This window comes from Polynucleobacter sp. (assembly GCF_040400325.1).
GTDB lineage: Bacteria > Pseudomonadota > Gammaproteobacteria > Burkholderiales > Burkholderiaceae > Polynucleobacter.
This window is the reverse complement of record NZ_JBBAQK010000003.1, coordinates 36,946-52,834: the sequence shown is the minus strand read 5'-3', so window position 1 is coordinate 52,834 and position 15,889 is coordinate 36,946. Positions and strand designations below refer to the sequence as shown.

Annotated in this window: 16 protein-coding genes; 11 read left to right on the top strand and 5 right to left on the bottom strand. The window is 44.2% G+C overall.

All coding sequences use genetic code 11. The features are described 5' to 3' along the window. The first annotated feature begins 37 nt into the window (after positions 1-37). Positions 38-1,555: a phytoene desaturase gene (locus tag ABWP14_RS03990; RefSeq protein ID WP_353201692.1), complete on the top strand. Its 1,518-nt coding sequence runs from the start codon at positions 38-40 to the stop codon at positions 1,553-1,555. Continuing rightward, on the top strand, positions 1,552-2,586 hold the full coding sequence (locus tag ABWP14_RS03985) for a phytoene/squalene synthase family protein (RefSeq protein ID WP_353201691.1): 1,035 nt from the start codon (positions 1,552-1,554) through the stop codon (positions 2,584-2,586). The genes ABWP14_RS03990 and ABWP14_RS03985 overlap by 4 nt, the downstream gene beginning before the upstream one ends. Positions 2,587-2,600: 14 nt before the next feature. On the opposite strand, the gene ABWP14_RS03980 is transcribed toward ABWP14_RS03985, so the two are convergent. From ABWP14_RS03980 to ABWP14_RS03960, 5 genes are read right to left on the bottom strand one after another with little or no spacing between them, the layout of a single operon-like run. Then, positions 2,601-3,443 (bottom strand): carotenoid 1,2-hydratase family protein, encoded by an 843-nt coding sequence (locus tag ABWP14_RS03980; RefSeq protein ID WP_502930140.1) that lies wholly within the window; start codon positions 3,441-3,443, stop codon positions 2,601-2,603. A 29-nt stretch (positions 3,444-3,472) separates the two neighbouring features. Then, complete coding sequence (gene crtD / locus ABWP14_RS03975) at positions 3,473-5,038, bottom strand: 1-hydroxycarotenoid 3,4-desaturase CrtD (RefSeq protein WP_353201689.1); 1,566 nt, start codon at positions 5,036-5,038, stop codon at positions 3,473-3,475. After that, positions 5,031-5,717: a spheroidene monooxygenase gene (locus ABWP14_RS03970; protein ID WP_353201688.1), complete on the bottom strand. Its 687-nt coding sequence runs from the start codon at positions 5,715-5,717 to the stop codon at positions 5,031-5,033. The genes crtD and ABWP14_RS03970 overlap by 8 nt, the downstream gene beginning before the upstream one ends. Positions 5,718-5,727: 10 nt before the next feature. Then, positions 5,728-7,140, bottom strand: coding sequence for a transcriptional regulator PpsR (ppsR, locus tag ABWP14_RS03965; RefSeq protein ID WP_353201687.1), 1,413 nt, complete (start codon positions 7,138-7,140; stop codon positions 5,728-5,730). A gap of 1 nt (position 7,141) precedes the next feature. After that, positions 7,142-7,981, bottom strand: coding sequence for a cobalamin B12-binding domain-containing protein (locus ABWP14_RS03960; protein WP_353201686.1), 840 nt, complete (start codon positions 7,979-7,981; stop codon positions 7,142-7,144). A gap of 287 nt (positions 7,982-8,268) precedes the next feature. On the opposite strand from ABWP14_RS03960, the gene bchF reads away from it, so the two are divergent. Genes bchF through chlG form a run of 9 tightly spaced genes read left to right on the top strand, consistent with a single transcriptional unit; the run spans position 8,269 to position 15,886 of the window. Further along, the gene (gene bchF, locus ABWP14_RS03955) at positions 8,269-8,943 is read left to right on the top strand and encodes a 2-vinyl bacteriochlorophyllide hydratase (protein ID WP_353201685.1); all 675 of its coding nucleotides are present in this window, start codon (positions 8,269-8,271) and stop codon (positions 8,941-8,943) included. A gap of 18 nt (positions 8,944-8,961) precedes the next feature. After that, entirely contained in the window at positions 8,962-9,687 is a 726-nt protein-coding gene (gene bchM, locus ABWP14_RS03950; protein ID WP_353201684.1) for a magnesium protoporphyrin IX methyltransferase, read from the top strand. A gap of 8 nt (positions 9,688-9,695) precedes the next feature. Beyond that, on the top strand, positions 9,696-11,138 hold the full coding sequence (locus tag ABWP14_RS03945; RefSeq protein ID WP_353201683.1) for a BCD family MFS transporter: 1,443 nt from the start codon (positions 9,696-9,698) through the stop codon (positions 11,136-11,138). A gap of 56 nt (positions 11,139-11,194) precedes the next feature. Beyond that, positions 11,195-11,965: a photosynthetic reaction center subunit H gene (gene puhA, locus ABWP14_RS03940; protein ID WP_353201682.1), complete on the top strand. Its 771-nt coding sequence runs from the start codon at positions 11,195-11,197 to the stop codon at positions 11,963-11,965. A gap of 33 nt (positions 11,966-11,998) precedes the next feature. After that, positions 11,999-12,658, top strand: coding sequence for a photosynthetic complex putative assembly protein PuhB (gene puhB / locus ABWP14_RS03935; protein WP_353201681.1), 660 nt, complete (start codon positions 11,999-12,001; stop codon positions 12,656-12,658). Continuing rightward, positions 12,655-13,116, top strand: a complete 462-nt coding sequence (puhC, locus tag ABWP14_RS03930) for a photosynthetic complex assembly protein PuhC (RefSeq protein ID WP_353201680.1) — start codon at positions 12,655-12,657, stop codon at positions 13,114-13,116. The genes puhB and puhC overlap by 4 nt, the downstream gene beginning before the upstream one ends. A 19-nt stretch (positions 13,117-13,135) precedes the next feature. After that, positions 13,136-14,230 (top strand): magnesium-protoporphyrin IX monomethyl ester (oxidative) cyclase, encoded by a 1,095-nt coding sequence (gene acsF / locus ABWP14_RS03925; RefSeq protein ID WP_353201679.1) that lies wholly within the window; start codon positions 13,136-13,138, stop codon positions 14,228-14,230. 4 nt (positions 14,231-14,234) lie between these two features. Next, positions 14,235-14,987 (top strand): putative photosynthetic complex assembly protein PuhE, encoded by a 753-nt coding sequence (puhE, locus tag ABWP14_RS03920; protein WP_353201678.1) that lies wholly within the window; start codon positions 14,235-14,237, stop codon positions 14,985-14,987. 11 nt (positions 14,988-14,998) lie between these two features. Next, positions 14,999-15,886 carry a chlorophyll synthase ChlG gene (gene chlG, locus ABWP14_RS03915; protein ID WP_353201677.1) on the top strand — a complete coding sequence of 296 codons (888 nt, stop codon included), beginning with the start codon at positions 14,999-15,001 and terminating at the stop codon, positions 15,884-15,886. Positions 15,887-15,889: the final 3 nt, after the last annotated feature.

The window sequence follows — 15,889 nt, the reverse complement described above, 5'->3', positions numbered from 1 at the left end:
TGACGCTATTTTTTTGTAGAAAAGTTGGTTTGGTGAAATGTTAAAAAAAGCAGTATTCAAAGAAGACCAAGTATCGACTGCCATTGTGATTGGAAGTGGATTTGGCGGATTGGCCTCTGCGATTCGTTTGTCTTGTAAAGGCTATAAGGTCATTGTTATAGAGAAGTTAGATGCGCCAGGTGGTAGGGCATACGTACACCATCGTGATGGCTTTACGTTTGATGCGGGGCCTACCATTATTACAGCACCCTTCCTACTGAGTGAATTATGGGAGTTGTGTGGAAAGAAGATGTCAGATGATGTTGATCTGCGCCCAATGGATCCTTTTTATCGTATCCGTTTTGATGACGGTACTCATTTTGATTACACGGGTGACCCAGCCAGAATGCGCGCTGAAGTGGCTAAGTTTGCGCCAGAGGACTTACCAGGTTACGAGCGATTTTTAGTAGAAGCAGAAAAATGCTACAAGCATGGTTTTCAGGAGCTAAGTTCTACTGCATTTGACTCAATCGGAGATTTGATTCGTGCCATTCCATCAATGGTGAAGATGCGGGCCTGGGAGAGTCTCTATAAATTAGTTGCGCGCCATTTAAAACATGACAAGATACGTCAAGTGATGAGCTTTCATCCACTCTTAATTGGCGGCAATCCTTTCTCTGTTACTGCAGTTTATGCGCTCATCAACTCCTTGGAGCGACGCCATGGCGTGCACTCGGCAATGGGCGGCACAGGCTCCTTGATTAAGGGCTTAGCAGGTTTATTAGCTGGCAGAGGAGTGCAAATTCGCCTGAACTCTGAGGTGAAGCGTATTGAAGTAGAGGATGGTAAGGCTCAAGGTGTGACCCTGGCCAATGGCGAATTTATTCCTGCAGATATTGTGGTCTCCAATGCGGATGCTGCTTGGACTTATCAAAAACTCATTGCGCCAGAACATCGGAAAGTGTGGACCGACGCTAAGGTTGATAAGAGTAAATACTCCATGAGTCTATTTGTTTGGTACTTCGGCACAGATAATCAATATCCTGACGTTCCACACCATATGATCTTGTTAGGTAAGCGCTATAAAGAGTTATTGACCGACATCTTTAAGAAGCATGTGCTGGCAGATGACTTTAGCCTTTATTTGCATAGGCCAACGGCTACTGATCCATCCTTAGCACCTGCTGGCGGTGATACATTTTATGTATTGGCTCCAGTACCGAATTTAGAAAGCGGAACGGACTGGGCTAAAGAGGCTGAGCCCTATCGTCAAGCAATTGCCAAGTACTTAGATGAAAGTGTTCTGCCTGGATTTGAAAAGCATCTTAAAACATCTTTTCTTATGACTCCTCAAGATTTTCAAGATCGTCTTTTATCCGTTAAAGGCGCTGCCTTTGGTTTTGAACCACTCTTGCTTCAAAGCGCTTGGTTTAGACCACACAATCGTAGTGAAGATATTCAAGGGCTTTATATGGTGGGAGCTGGTACTCACCCGGGTGCGGGTATCCCCGGTGTTTTATCTTCAGCAAAAGCATTAATGTCAGTAGTAGCTGAGCCTAGAAAAGTCTTAGCATGACTCATAATATGAAAGACCTTCAAGAGTGCGTCGCAACCATGCGAGATGGATCAAAGTCCTTCTTTGCTGCCTCCAGAATTTTGCCGCAGAGAGTCAGAGACCCAGCAACTGCGCTTTATGCATTCTGTCGGATTACCGACGACGTGGCTGATGCAGTAGATGCTGAGCCAGATGCGATACCAAAATTGCGTGAACGTCTTGACCGAATCTACCAAGGTATGCCAGATGATATTGCTGCCGATCGGGCCTTATCGATAGTCGTTAAAGAGTTTGATTTACCTATCAGCTTGCCGCTCGCACTCATCGAGGGTTACGAATGGGATACCCAGTTCAAAATCTATAACTCCTTAGAGGATTTATTAGATTACTGCGCTAGAGTAGCCGGTACAGTGGGAGCGATGATGTGCGTCATCATGGACCGTAGGGAACCAGAAACTTTAGCAAGAGCCTGTGAACTGGGTTTGGCGATGCAACTTACAAATATTGCGCGTGATGTTGGTGAGGATGCTGCTAATGGGCGGATCTACTTACCCCTAGATTGGCTCAGAGAATCGGGACTAGATCCCCAAATTTGGTTAAGTAAACCCGAGTTTAATGGTCAAATTGCGAGTGTGATCGCCCGTCTCTTAAAGCATGCAGATGTTTTGTATTCTCGCTCGGAGAGTGGAATCTCAGACTTACCTTGGGATTGTCGTCCAGCGATTCAGGCAGCTCGCTTGATTTACTCAGAGATTGGTCGAGAAGTAGAAAAGCTGAATTTGGATTCTGTTTCGACTAGAGCTTATGTACCCTCTAAAAGAAAGTTGATTCTTTTAGCAGAAGCCTTTACAGCTATTTCTAAAATATTTTCCAGAAAACTGAAAGTAGATGCCGATAAAGCTATTCAATATCTAGTAAACGCAGTAATTGAAGTTCCACATGAAAAGCGTTTTGATGGAACAACCCATGATCATTTATTGTGGTTCGTTGAACTCATGGAGCGACAAGAGCGTCGTCGTAATCCCCGTACGCATGGTAGAGCTCTGCAGTAGCTATTTTAGGCAAGTTACCAAGTCTTACGCGGCATTCTCCAAGGTAGCATGAACTGAGTTGCGGGAGAGATAAGTTTTGGAACATTTAAGGTCTCATGAAAAGAGATCACTTTCTCGCCTAATAATTCTGAATTTAAAACAGAGCGAGTATAAAAAGGCGTATTTTCTAACATCTGAATGACTTCTAAGCCCTCAGAGCTTTGATTGCGCATATGCCCTTGAATACCCCAGATGGTTTTTGGCAGAGCTTGCCTTGGTGGAGCTTCGAAATGATCAATCGTGCCATTCGGATTGAAGGTGAGCGCTAATATTTTTTCTTGAGCATTCTTTTCCCGCACATCATAAATGACCGAAGTTCTGCCGCCACTCATTTCTGCTCTGGACCAATCCCATTCATGAAAAGATTGGCTGATAGGTTCATCACCTTCATTTGAATCTAAATAAGCATTACCTTCCCATTGCAAGTCGGGAGAATTTAAGCGCACCTTTACTCGTGCTGAAGGTGCAAGAGGCCCCCAACGATGCCTATCAGCTGCGTCTAGAGGCGTACTAAAGTTAAAGAGGGTATTAGGATAGAGCTCAACAGTGCCTGAAACTTTTTGCCCAAAAGGAACTGCACGCTCTTGTATCTGAACAATCAGCTTGTTGCCATCCCAACGCAGATTGCTTGGACCAATGACAAACTCAGTAGAGCTTCGGGAGACTTGCTTTTCACCACGCTCAGTCATTGCCCAGCGACTTTTCCCTTTGCTATAAATAGCAACGTTGAGTGAGCAATAATTTTCAGGGTTAACAGAAGCTCCACCTCTTCTAGCCCATGCATAGTAAGGTGAAAATACACTGCCAACAAAGGCGATTAAGACAATGCCATGTTGACCATCATCGCTTAGAGCGTCGATGTACCACCAGAGATAAGCGTTCTTCCCGACAGCTTGGTCAAACCGAGGTGTGCCATCAAGGTTGCGGCCGCCATGCGCCCTGATAGGGCTGCCATTGGAACTCCCGGTCCCGGATGAACGCTGCCCCCCGCTAGATAAAGACCTGGAATCGGACTTTGTGCTGAAGCTCGCCCAAAAGTTTCCATCCAGCCATGGTTGGCTTGGCCATAGAGGGCTCCGCCCGACGCCGGAAAGAGCTGGTTGAAAATAGCAGGTGTCGTACGGTGACATATTGCACTGTCCAAATCGATGTTCAAACCACATTGTTGCAGAAGACCAAAGGTTTCGTGTTCGCATTGATCGATTTCCTTGGCATTAAATTCAGATTGATCACCTTTAGCTGGGGCATTCACTAGACAGAGCAGTCTTTGTAAGTCCAGTTTAGCTTGGTAGCTATCCCCTTGATCTTGAGCGCAGACATAGACGGTCGGTTTACGAGGAAGGCGGCCCCTATTAAAGATGTCGTCAAACTCAGCTTGATAGTCTTGATTAAAGAAAACATTGTGACGTAGCAAAGGAAAGCCATCTGCTTTGGCATTGATTGACCAAGTAATCGCAGAAAGCGATCTCTTAGCAGGTGAGGGCGGAGTCATCTTTTGATTAAATGCTTTGATTCCTTCTACATTGAGTAGTCCAGTTTGGAGTGCCGCAAGATCGCCATTGAAAATAACGTGATCTGAATAGAGCAGGGTGCCATCTGCTAACCGTACTCCGCTGACCTTGCCATTCTTGAGAAGGATTTCTTCACAAGTTTTGTCAGTCATCAACTGTACGCCTTTATCTTGTGCTAACTTACAAATGGCCTTAACGAGGCTATACATACCGCCTTCAATTGCCCATACTCCCTGGGTCTCAACATCGGCAATGAGCATCAGGGTGGCGGGGGCTTCGTATGGGGATGAGCCACAGTAGGTAGCGTAACGACCAAACAATTGATGCAATCTGGGGTCATGGAAATAATTGCCAAGTGATTTCCAGAGGGTATTAAATAAGCCAATGTCATATAAGACCTTAGACCCAGTAATACCTAAGTCAGCAATCATGCCGCTAAAGTTTGGCTTCGCTGAAAGCATATACGGCTTCTCAAGCGCCTTATAGAGTTCTCGGCATTGAGCAGAAAATTGCAGAAATCGTTTGGCTTCAGCCGGAGAAGAAAACTCTGCAATCGCTTGTGCAGATTGCTCTATATCTGAAAATAAATCTAATCTTTCGTCTTTACTCCAGGCATGTCTCGCCAGAATATTCAACTTCTCCAGCTTTAACTCGGACTCTAAAGAGGTACCAGCCTTTTCAAAGAGGGCATCAAAGACCCAGCGCATGGTAAAGACAGTAGGGCCAGAGTCAATGGGTGCAGGGGCTAGAGGATCATCAGAGCAATTGATTTGACGAATCTTACCGCCAAGCTGAGCTTCTTTTTCGACCAGAATGACTTCAACTCTAGAGGAGGCAAGATCGAGTGCGCAAGTAAGTCCAGCAATGCCGCCACCAATAATAATGACGGGAGCTTTAGCCAAGAGTGCGACCCTTCCAGCTGCCGAATGCATCAAAGGGTTGATAACGTGAGAACATCGATTCAGAAAAGTAGCTGCCGTACATCGATGCACGGATGGCATCTTGGTGCGCCCCTTGCCTTGCATATTGATCCATCGCTGCTTGAGACTCCCATATGGTAAAGGTAGCCTGGCGAAAAAATGGAGCCTCACCAATACCAGCAGCAATAATGCAGCCAGCTGATTTCTCAAGAGAGATTTCTGCCGCAGGCTCTTTACTCCAGAATTCCAGACAATTGAGCGGTTTAATAGACGCTCTGGTGATTGAAACGATCGGGCCTGATATGGGTGTATCAACAGTAATTTGCGGAACAAAGCCTGACCACTGACCTTTGATTGAATAGGTTTTGAGTTTTACTGAAAAAAATTCATTGGCATGCGCTTTGTACCACTGGATGAGTTTTGAAGATGCGTAAAATTTTTCAGCACTAGTGAGATCTTTAAAGACACAAAAAAGTGCTTGATGGGTGCCACTTGGGCGGAATGAGAAACCACCATTTTCTCCTGAGCCCATATGTTTGTAGAACTCAAGACCTGGCGTCGACCAAAGCCAAAGCCTTGTAAACATGAGTCTTAAAATACCGCTGATTTTTGCTGATGACTGGATATCTACAAGAACCATCAGTGCAACTTGACTGCTCATCACTGACTTTCTAATCAATATCCTTACTGGAGTCTACTAGGCCATACTTTCTGAGTTTGATGTATAGGCTTTGCCTTGATAAGCCCAAGATTTCAGAGGCAGAAACACGATTATCTTGAGTTAAATCTAATGCGGCCTTGATGCAGAGCTGCTCAATTAAGTCGGTTGTTTCAGCTAGGATATCTTTCAGGGGGACTTTTCCAACTAGCATCGACAATTCTTGAGAACTTCGTACAAGTTTTTTATCGATACGTGCACCTTTATTTTGTCTCGAATCTACTTGACGAAAGATCATACCAATACAGGCGCGAGGTTGCGCTACTGATACTGCAGAAATATCCACCAACTTAATGCTACTAGTAGCATTAGTTATAGAGGAGACGCAAGATTGTGAGCTAGCCTTGCCTTTTAAGGATTGCATCATTTGATCAAAATCGGTTCTCTCTGGCCCTAAATAGTTTCTGATGTTGGTGCCAATGAGGTCTTGTTCGCCCCTAGTAGCGCTTAATTTATTGAAGGCTTTATTCGCCTTCAGAATAAGACCTTCTGGGGTACAAACGACAAAACCATAGGCGTTATTGTCAATGGCTTTAACGGTTAACGAGTCATACTCTATTAGGCTAGATACTTTCGCCAAATCCAACTGCTTCAGATTCAGCAGTAAGTAAGGAATCCCGCTGTTTATAAAGGAGGTTGCGCTGATTTGAGTTGCTTCGCCATTGCTCAATAATATTTTTAGGATACTGGGCTCGTCTGTATCTTGAACACCTTGCAGAAAATTAGCAGCCTTGCTTAGCTCACTAGCAGGGAAGAGGGATAAAAGCGATTTTCCAATGCAGGTATTTTTACCAAGAAGCAGTTGCTTTATGGCATTTCTGTTCATCTCGACTATCGGATATGCATCATCTGCCTTAACGATGACGATAGACTCTGTACCAATTTCAAAGATAGATTGAAACCGTTCTTCTAGCTGACTTATTTGCAGATAATTTTGACTAATCTCTTTTTGAGCCGACACTAAATTTTGCTGCAAGCGAGAGACCTCTGTGATATCTCTGCCAATAACGATAATCTTTTTATTCGATGATGTTTTGATGGAGGCACACATCATTGGCAATGCTATATTTGCCTCATTGCCAATCATATTAATTTGTCTAAACTTAGAAATGGTGTCTGGGTTGGCATCGTCTAGCAAGCGTTGGACTTTTGTTCTGCTATCAGGCTCCACTACTTCTAACCATTTTTTCCCAATCAGATCGTCTGAAATTTGTTTGGCTAAATATTTATTATCAGAGTAGATGCTTTGTATCGATCCTAGGTCATCCAAAACAAAGGAAATATCTGCCGATGCTCGCGCTATCTGACTGAGCTCTTTCCCGCTCAATTCTGCAAAGAGTTTATCTGGATGATATGAGATGGACATATTAATTTAAGGCGGCCTTTTGCGCTATTAAGTATGAAACTTTTTTAATGGCTTCTTCGGCTGTGAGCTCGCATACATCTGCAGAGCACTCTTGAATCAGTTCCGGATTGAAATCGAATAACGGGCCACCTGCCATTGTCAGTATCCCCTTGTTTTTTGAGACCTTTTTTACTTCATTGAGCAATGTTTCCATGGTACCCCATTGATCCTCGCAGGAGATAGAAATTGCCAATAAATCATAGCTTTGCAAACGAATTCGATCCTTGAGATCGGTGCTGGTCGTTTCAATTTCAACTGTTGTATTCCAACCGTTCAATTTGAAAAATTCACCCATGATGAGGATGCCTAGGGTGTGTTGTGATCCTGGTGCATTAATTAGTAGAGCATTTCCCTGGAACTCAGAGAGTTTGCCTTGGCTCATAAAGGCAGGGCTTAACTGGTGAATCAGGTTCTGGGCTCGGCCTAGGGCCAAAGTCACCTCTGTAAAGCTATTTTCATCGGTTTCCCAGAGCATCTGCAGGCGCCTAGTCGATGCTGGAATCAGATTCATATAAAGCGATACAAGACTGTGCCCCGATTTTTGCATGCGATCGATGAAAGTGAAACAGTCCGCTATGGGGCCGTCAAGCAAAGTCTGGCAAAAATCGATAATTTCTGTCTGTTTTACCTCGATGTTGCTACTTTGGGTGTCAGCTATGTGATTGGTGGATTCCAGCTTATGCCCCATAAGTAAGCGGGGGATGATTTCCGACTCAATAGTTTTGTTGAGCCACAGCATCATTTCAGCATTATCTAATTCGCCTAAACTAGATTGGAATGTTTTTTTCAGCGAGTCCGACAAAACTCATCTCCTAATAATGCAGTGATTAGCGCAAATGATGGATGCTAAATGCTGCACCGCAAAAATTAATAAATTCTTTACCCTCTATGAGTCTAACTGTAACAAATTTATAACAAATCCATTTGGCATTCTTTTTGCATAAATTGCCATAGGGAAACTACTAATAATAGGGTTACCCCGAGGGGTATATTTTACTAAATATCGTAAACTTTGATTGACACTTTTAGACTCTAAAAGCATAGCTATGATTGTTTTAATGATGTTTTAGAAAAATTAGCAGACTGTAAATGGAAAAAACCTATAGACCACTATATACCCCAGAAGAAAGGGTAAGAAGAGATACGACTAAATGGACCTTGGTCCAGGGAATTTTAGCGCCTATTCAGTTTGTTGTTTTCCTAGTCAGCCTTTATCTCGTGCTGCGTTTTTTATTCACTGGAGAGGGTGAGAATGCAGCGAATGTTTCAGTAGTGGTTAAAACACTCACGCTCTACACCATCATGATCACTGGATGCATTTGGGAAAAAGTTGTTTTCAATTGCTATTTATTTGCCCCAGCATTTTTCTGGGAAGACGTATTCAGTATGTTGGTATTGCTATTGCATACCTTGTATTTAGTGGCCTTGGCAACCGGATATTTAGACCAATATCAATTAATGATTTTGGCATTGGCAGCGTATGCTACTTACGTGATTAATGCAGGCCAATTTATCTGGAAGCTGCGCATGGCGCGCTTAGACCAGGAAAAGAAGAAACATGAATCGATGGTTGGCGTTGAGGCTATTCACTTACAAGCTAGCCAAGCTTCAAGCCTTAGGAATTCTAGGGCAACCCTTACAGGGTTAAGTACGGGGGAGGCAGAAGAGTTGCATCGTAATCTTGTGCAAGGGACCCAATTTTTTGGATTTACAGCAGTAATAGCCCATCTATTAGCCTACATCTATTCCCCATGGTTGAAATAATTAATAGGCGATGATTTGATGCTTGAAAATTCTTACACTCAAAAGCGTACTCAGCTTCAGGAGTATTTCGATCGTACAGCAGTGGACGCTTGGGCGAAGTTAACATCAACAGCCAAAGTAAGCGGTATCCGAGCTAAGGTTCGTGCTGGTCGCAAAGAAATGCGACACCTCTTACTTAGTTACTTGCCTAGTGATTTGACTGGCCAGCGCGTTTTAGATGCTGGTTGTGGAACTGGAGTCTTGGCTGCTGATTTAGCAAAGCGCGGCGCTAATGTCGTCGCGATTGATTTATCCCCAACCTTAGTCGATTTAGCGCGCGAAAGAATTGGCAATGATGTTGGCTCTGGCTCCATTGAGTTTCGCTCTGGCGATATGTTGGATCCATCTCTAGGTGAGTTTGATCATGTGATTTGTATGGATTCGATGATTCACTACCACCATTTAGATATTGCTGATGCGATGGCCAAGCTTGCTAATCGGACCCGGGCTAATATCGCCTTTACCTTTGCCCCCAACAATGCAGCATTGAGTACATTACTGACCATCGGCAGCTTATTTCCGAGAAGTGATCGATCACCCTTTATTCAACCGATTTCGATTGACTCCCTCACGAGAACTTTTAACAAGCATGATGGTCTTGGAGATTGGGCGCCAGTGAGTACACAAAAAGTGCAACGCGCTTTTTACTTTTCACAGGCTATGCGTTTAAGCAAAAAGCCATCTGATCAGAATAAAGCGCGATAACAATAAAAATGTTTACTCTGACCTGGCGTGGCAAAGAGTTATTTGAAAATTGGAAGAGAGTGAGTCCAAGGTTCTTACCTTTTGCCGATATCGCCACCAAAGAGTTGCCATTAAGTCGTCTCTTAAGGCTGTCACTATTTCAGGTCTCTGTCGGTATAGCGATGGTGATGCTGATTGGTACCCTCAATCGCGTCATGATTGTTGAGTTGCAAGTGAGCGCCGCTTTAGTTTCCATTATGGTGGCCTTACCGCTGCTGTTTGCTCCCTTTAGAGCGTTGATTGGATTTAAGAGTGATAGCCATAAGTCTTTTTTGGGATGGCGCAGGGTACCTTATATCTGGATTGGTTCTTGGTTGCAATTCGGCGGTTTTGCAATCATGCCCTTTGCATTAATTTTGTTGTCAGGTGATACCACCTGGCCTGCTTGGTTTGCGCAAGCTGCAACTGGACTTGCCTTCTTATTGGTAGGCGCTGGCATGCAGACCACTCAAACCGCTGGCCTCGCTTTAGCATCGGATTTGTCTGAACCAGAGGCTAGACCAAGAGTAGTTGCGATGATGTACATGATGCTCTTGGTTGGCATGGCAGTCAGTAGTGCTATCTTTGGATATTTACTAATAGATATCACCCCTATTTTATTGATTCGCGTAGTGCAGGGCGTTGCAGCAACTACTTTGATATTGAACTTAATTGCAGCTTGGAAACAAGAGCCTCGTCAGCCTCATTTAACAGCGCACTCTATTCCAACACCCAGCTTTAAAGAAACTTGGGCCACTTTTTCGCAACAAGGCAAAGTGATGCGCTTCTTGGTGGCCTTAGGCTTAGGTACTGCAGCATTTAGTATGCAAGATATTATTTTGGAGCCGTACGGTGCTGAAGTACTAGGTCTATCAGTTAGTGCCACGACAGTATTAACCAGCCTTACTTCTTTAGGTGCTCTGCTTGCTTTTGGGGTAGCTGCACGTTATTTAAATCGCACCATCGATCCATATCGTCTTGCCTCCATTGGCGCCTTGTTTGGCATTGTGGCTTTTAGCTGCGTGATTTTTTCTGAGCCCTTACTTTCCCCCACGCTATTTCGTTGTGGGGCATTTTTGATTGGCTTTGGAGGTGGATTATTTGCTGTCAGTACACTAACTGCCGCAATGAGTTTTGAGTCAGGCGGAATGAATGGTTTAGTCCTGGGTGCTTGGGGTGCAGTACACGCTACTGCATCTGGTATTGCTATTGCAGCTGGTGGCGTCATTCGTGATCTCGTTTCTAGTCTAGCCACTAGTGGTTTTTTAGGCGATGGCCTTATTTCTGCTGCTACAGGCTATAGCTTTGTGTATCACATTGAATTTTATTTACTGTTTGCTACATTAATTGCAATTGGGCCTTTAGTTGTGATGAATAAGCATGCCGATATGAATGTTTCGAAGAAGTTTGGTTTAGATGAATTACCAAGTTAAGTAGTAGTAAAGTATGTTTTTTTTCAATAAGCATTATTGTTAAAAGGGAGAGCAAGATGGCAACCGGAGCAATTACAGAATATATAGATGTTGCGCAATTGGTTCTATATGCATTTTGGGTATTTTTTTTCGGTCTAGTGTATTATCTCACCTTAGAGGGTAAGCGTGAAGGTTTTCCGCTAGAGTACGATATTCGCGGCGAAACGCGACGAACGATCGGAATAGTCGGTATGCCTGCACCAAAGACTTTTCATACTGAGTATTTTGGTGATGTGACCCAGCCAAAAGATGAGCCCCTTGAAAAAGTGGCCGCTCGACCTTCAAGTTATTTAAACGGCGCCCCTTTAATTCCAACCGGAAATCCGATGTTGGATGGGGTTGGGCCGGGTGCCTTTACGAAGCGCGCAGATATTCCTGATATGACATCAGAAGGTCAAAAGCGAATTCTGCCTGGGCGTTTACTGGGTCAATTTAGTGTCGCCAAACAAGATCGAAATCCGATTGGTATGCAGGTCATGGGTGATGATGGTGTGATAGCAGGCACCGTTAAAGAGCTCTGGATTGATCAGGCTGAAGTCGTGATTCGCTATTTAGAAATTGAAACCTTGCCCGAGTTCGGTGGTAGAAGAGTCTTGCTACCAATGAACTTTTCGCGAGTCCGTCGCGATTACATAAACGTCAAATCTATTTTGGGCAATCAATTTGCTTTAGTGCCAGGTTTGAAGAGTCAAGATCAAATTACCCTGTTAGAAGAAGAGAAGATCATGGCTTACTACGGTGGAGGCACTCTATATGCAACCCCTGAGCGTCAAGAAACTTTAATTTAAATCGCTGTAAATTGAAAGTAGAAAGTATTTTTTGTGAGTCAACAACCTTATCAATCAGCAGAGTATGAGTTTGAGGCTGCCTTAGGGCTGCCTGAACCATTACCACAAGATGAAATCATCTTGTGGCAGGGAGCTCCCAATTGGATTTCCATGGCAAAGCATGTATTTCGTTTGCAATGGCTCGGCTTGTACTTTGTTGTAATTGTGATTTGGCAATTGATTTCTGTAGCCGGTAGTGAGGGTGGCTTAGCCGCTGGATGGAGTAGCGTAGCGCTTGCCTTTGCCCTAGCTGTAATCGGGTTTGTATTGGTTGGTCTAATGGCTTATTGGTCTGCCACTGAAGCTCTTTACACTCTAACGAACCGTCGTATCGTGATGAGAGTCGGTATTGTTTTGACCGTGACATTTAATCTCCCGTATAAAACGCTGGGTAGTGCCGGTCTCAAGTTATACAAAGACGGCACAGGTGACATTCCAATGCAAATTGCCACCGAGGATAAGATTGCCTACTTTCATTTATGGCCTCATGCACGTCCATGGCATTTAGCCACCCCAGAACCAATGATGCGTTGTGTTCCAGAGGCAAAAAAAGTGGCAGCCATCCTGACAGAAGCCTGGGTTGCATCCACTGGCTTGAGTAAAAAAGCAGCACAAGAAATTCAAGTTGAGCAAGCGGGAGTGCAGACGGCATGAGCATTCCACAAAGCAAGGATTTTCTATCACCCGTGGCCAAGATACTGGTAGCCACTGGCATTGTCATTGTGTTGCTATTGGTATTTATTAATAGTCGTGACTTGAGTCAAGTAAGAGAGCCAGATGCAGTGCCTACGAAAGTATTGCAGCTGCGTTTTGAAGATCGTCCTGATGGCTCAATTGCAGTAATTGATCATAAAACTGGTAAACAAATTGATTCTATTCAGGGTGAGGCAGGTTTTGTAAGAGGCACTTTGCGTGGTCTTGCGCAAGAAAGAAAACGCAGGGGCTTAGATAGTGGGCCTCCATTTGAGTTAATTTATCGAGCAGATGGCCGCTTAACGTTATCGGATACCGCAACTGGTCGTTTGGTTGATTTGGAGTCTTTTGGTCCTAGCAATGCAAGTACATTTTTTAAGTTATTTAATGGGTCAAATGTAGTGGTTAGTAAGTCATAAATCTTTATTGGAGTTGGAAATGAATTTAGATAGCGCAGAAACGATGTTGCAAAGTCAGATCCCTGCAAAGGGTTCAGTGAATGAGTCCACCAAAATGGCCTTGGAAGATGCGGTATTAAGCCCGCGCTTTTATACGACCGATTTTAAAGAGATGGATCGAATCAGTATTGATGCCTTACGCCCAGAATGGGATGCATTGATGGCCGAGTATGCGAGCGACATTAATGCGGAGCACTTCCAGCGTCCTGCGGATATGGATAAGGATTACTCCAACCTCCATCCAGCCTTATATGATGAGTTCGTTGATTTCTTAATCAGCTCGATTACTTCTGAGTTTTCGGGTTGCATTTTGTATGCTGAGATTAAGCGCAAGGTCACCAATCCCGATATGCGTAACTTGTTTGGTTACATGGCTAGAGATGAAAGTCGACATGCGGGCTTTATTAACCAGTGGCTCAAGGACTTTAATATTGGTATTGATTTAGGTTTCTTGGCAAAAGCGAAGAAATACACCTACTTTAAGCCAAAGTTTATTTTTTATGCTACTTATCTTTCTGAGAAGATTGGCTATGCGCGTTACATTACTATTTTCCGGGAACTTGAAAGTCGCCCTGAAACACGCTTTCATCCGATCTTCTTATGGTTTGAACGCTGGTGCAATGACGAGTTCCGCCATGGTGAATCCTTTGCGCTGATCATGCGTGCCAATCCTAAGTTGTTACAAGGTATTAATAAGTATTGGATTCGCTTCTTCATTCTCGCGGTATATGCCACGATGTATGTTCGTGACCATACTCGGATTGAGCTCTACAAAGCGATGAGAATCTCTCCAACGGATTACGACAAGAAAGTATTGTTCATCACCAACGAAATTATTAAGCAGGTATTTCCAATTTCTGTCAATTTAGATAATCCACGCTTCTATCGCTATCTTGAAGAGATGAGAGCGCTGTTTGAGAAGATGGATGCCTATAAAAAAGAAGGTGGCCTGATCAATAAAGTGAAGTCTGCTGTTTTGGGTGCCAGGGCTGGTTTAGTGTTCGTAAAGCTGTACTTTATCCCGGTCCAAGACAACACCTTGCCTGCCAATGTTCGTATGGCTCCTACTTGGTAATGTAATGAGAATTGTTTGGCCTATCCTCTACGCGATTTTTATATGGTGGTTTAGCACCGGGATCATTCTCTTGCTAAACCAGCGCAATCCCTCGACATATAAAAATACCTTTTGGGTAAGTGGGATGGTTTTAGCTTTGGCTTTGGTGGGATTAAAAACGAGCGCTAACTTAAGTACAGTAGCAGGTGCTTATTGTGGTTTCACCTGTGCTATTTTAGTTTGGGGTTGGCAAGAAATCGGCTTCTTATTTGGTTATGTGACTGGTCCTCGTCGAGAGCCATGCCCTAAAGATTGTCGGGGCTTTCAGAAAATGTACTTTGCATTTCAGACCATCCAGCATCATGAGATTGCTTTGGTTGTGTTGGCATTAGCTGTGACGGTAATGACTTGGGGTGGCTCAAACCAAACAGGCTTCTGGACTTTTATCATCCTTTGGTTGATGCGTCAGAGCGCAAAGCTCAATGTCTTCTTGGGCGTTGCAAATCTCAATGAACGCTTTCTGCCAAATCATCTGAAGTACATATTTACCTATTTCACTTGTAAGCCAATGAACCCTTTACTGCCGCTATCGGTGATTGGCGGCATTCTTTGCGCAGTTCCTTTGTGGTTAGCCGCAGTCAATCCTAGTTCAACTGATTTTCAAGTAGCTTCAATGTCATTGACTGGCGCTATTTTGTCGCTAGCAGTCTTAGAGCATATTTTGATGGTGGTGCCTTTCTCAAGCGAGCGACTTTGGAAGTGGGGAATGCGATCATAAATACACTGACAGTGCGCCGTTTCCCTGCGCCATCCGCCATTCTAGAATTACTCAAGCCCATTACTTGGTTTCCTCCGATGTGGGCTTTTGCCTGCGGTGTTATTGCAACGGGTGTTTCTTTTGAGGGACGGTGGCACCTATTAATTGCAGGCGTGATTCTCGCTGGCCCCATGGTATGTGCTGCAAGTCAGGCAGTGAATGATTGGTTTGATCGCGAGGTTGATGCGATCAATGAGCCACAACGTCCCATTCCTTCCGGCCGCATGCCAGGCACTTGGGGTCTGTATGTTGCCTGTATCTGGACTGGGCTCTCACTCTTGTTGGGTTGGCTGATTAGCCCGTGGGCATTTGCAGCAACTTTGTTAGGACTCTTACTAGCTTGGCTATATAGCATGCCGCCAGCGCGGTTTAAGCAAAATGGCTGGTACGGTAATGCTGCTTGTGGAATTTCTTATGAAGGATTGGCTTGGTTTACGGGCTCAGCAGTGATGATGGGCGATTTACTTCCTTCCACGCCATCAATTCTTCTAGCCATTCTGTATAGCATTGGTGCGCACGGCATTATGACATTGAATGATTTCAAGGCAATTGAAGGTGACCGTCAAATGGGCGTGCGCTCTTTGCCAGTACAACTCGGTATCGCAGGTGCGGCTCAGAATGCATGCCTCATGATGTTAGCGCCTCAGTTTGGCGTTATTGGACTCTTATTCGTATGGGGTGCTTATTGGCAAGCACTTGTAATCTTATTGCTCATCGCCGGTCAAATCAAGATGATGCATTATTTTTTACAGGATCCAGTCAGGCGCGCATTATTTTTGAGTGGCTTTGGAGTGCCATTGTTTGTTGCAGGAATGATGGTGAGTGCATTTGCAGTGGCAGGACGTTTCTCGGTAAATTAATCA

Excerpts from the sequence above, each read along its gene's own strand:
- ABWP14_RS03990 (WP_353201692.1), top strand. The coding sequence starts at position 38 with ATGTTAAAAAAAGCAGTATTCAAAGAAGACCAAGTATCGACTGCCATT.
- ABWP14_RS03985 (WP_353201691.1), top strand. The coding sequence starts at position 1,552 with ATGACTCATAATATGAAAGACCTTCAAGAGTGCGTCGCAACCATGCGA.
- ABWP14_RS03970 (WP_353201688.1), bottom strand. The coding sequence starts at position 5,717 with ATGAGCAGTCAAGTTGCACTGATGGTTCTTGTAGATATCCAGTCATCA.
- ppsR (WP_353201687.1), bottom strand. The coding sequence starts at position 7,140 with ATGTCCATCTCATATCATCCAGATAAACTCTTTGCAGAATTGAGCGGG.
- bchF (WP_353201685.1), top strand. The coding sequence starts at position 8,269 with ATGGAAAAAACCTATAGACCACTATATACCCCAGAAGAAAGGGTAAGA.
- bchM (WP_353201684.1), top strand. The coding sequence starts at position 8,962 with ATGCTTGAAAATTCTTACACTCAAAAGCGTACTCAGCTTCAGGAGTAT.
- ABWP14_RS03945 (WP_353201683.1), top strand. The coding sequence starts at position 9,696 with ATGTTTACTCTGACCTGGCGTGGCAAAGAGTTATTTGAAAATTGGAAG.
- puhA (WP_353201682.1), top strand. The coding sequence starts at position 11,195 with ATGGCAACCGGAGCAATTACAGAATATATAGATGTTGCGCAATTGGTT.
- puhC (WP_353201680.1), top strand. The coding sequence starts at position 12,655 with ATGAGCATTCCACAAAGCAAGGATTTTCTATCACCCGTGGCCAAGATA.
- acsF (WP_353201679.1), top strand. The coding sequence starts at position 13,136 with ATGAATTTAGATAGCGCAGAAACGATGTTGCAAAGTCAGATCCCTGCA.
- puhE (WP_353201678.1), top strand. The coding sequence starts at position 14,235 with ATGAGAATTGTTTGGCCTATCCTCTACGCGATTTTTATATGGTGGTTT.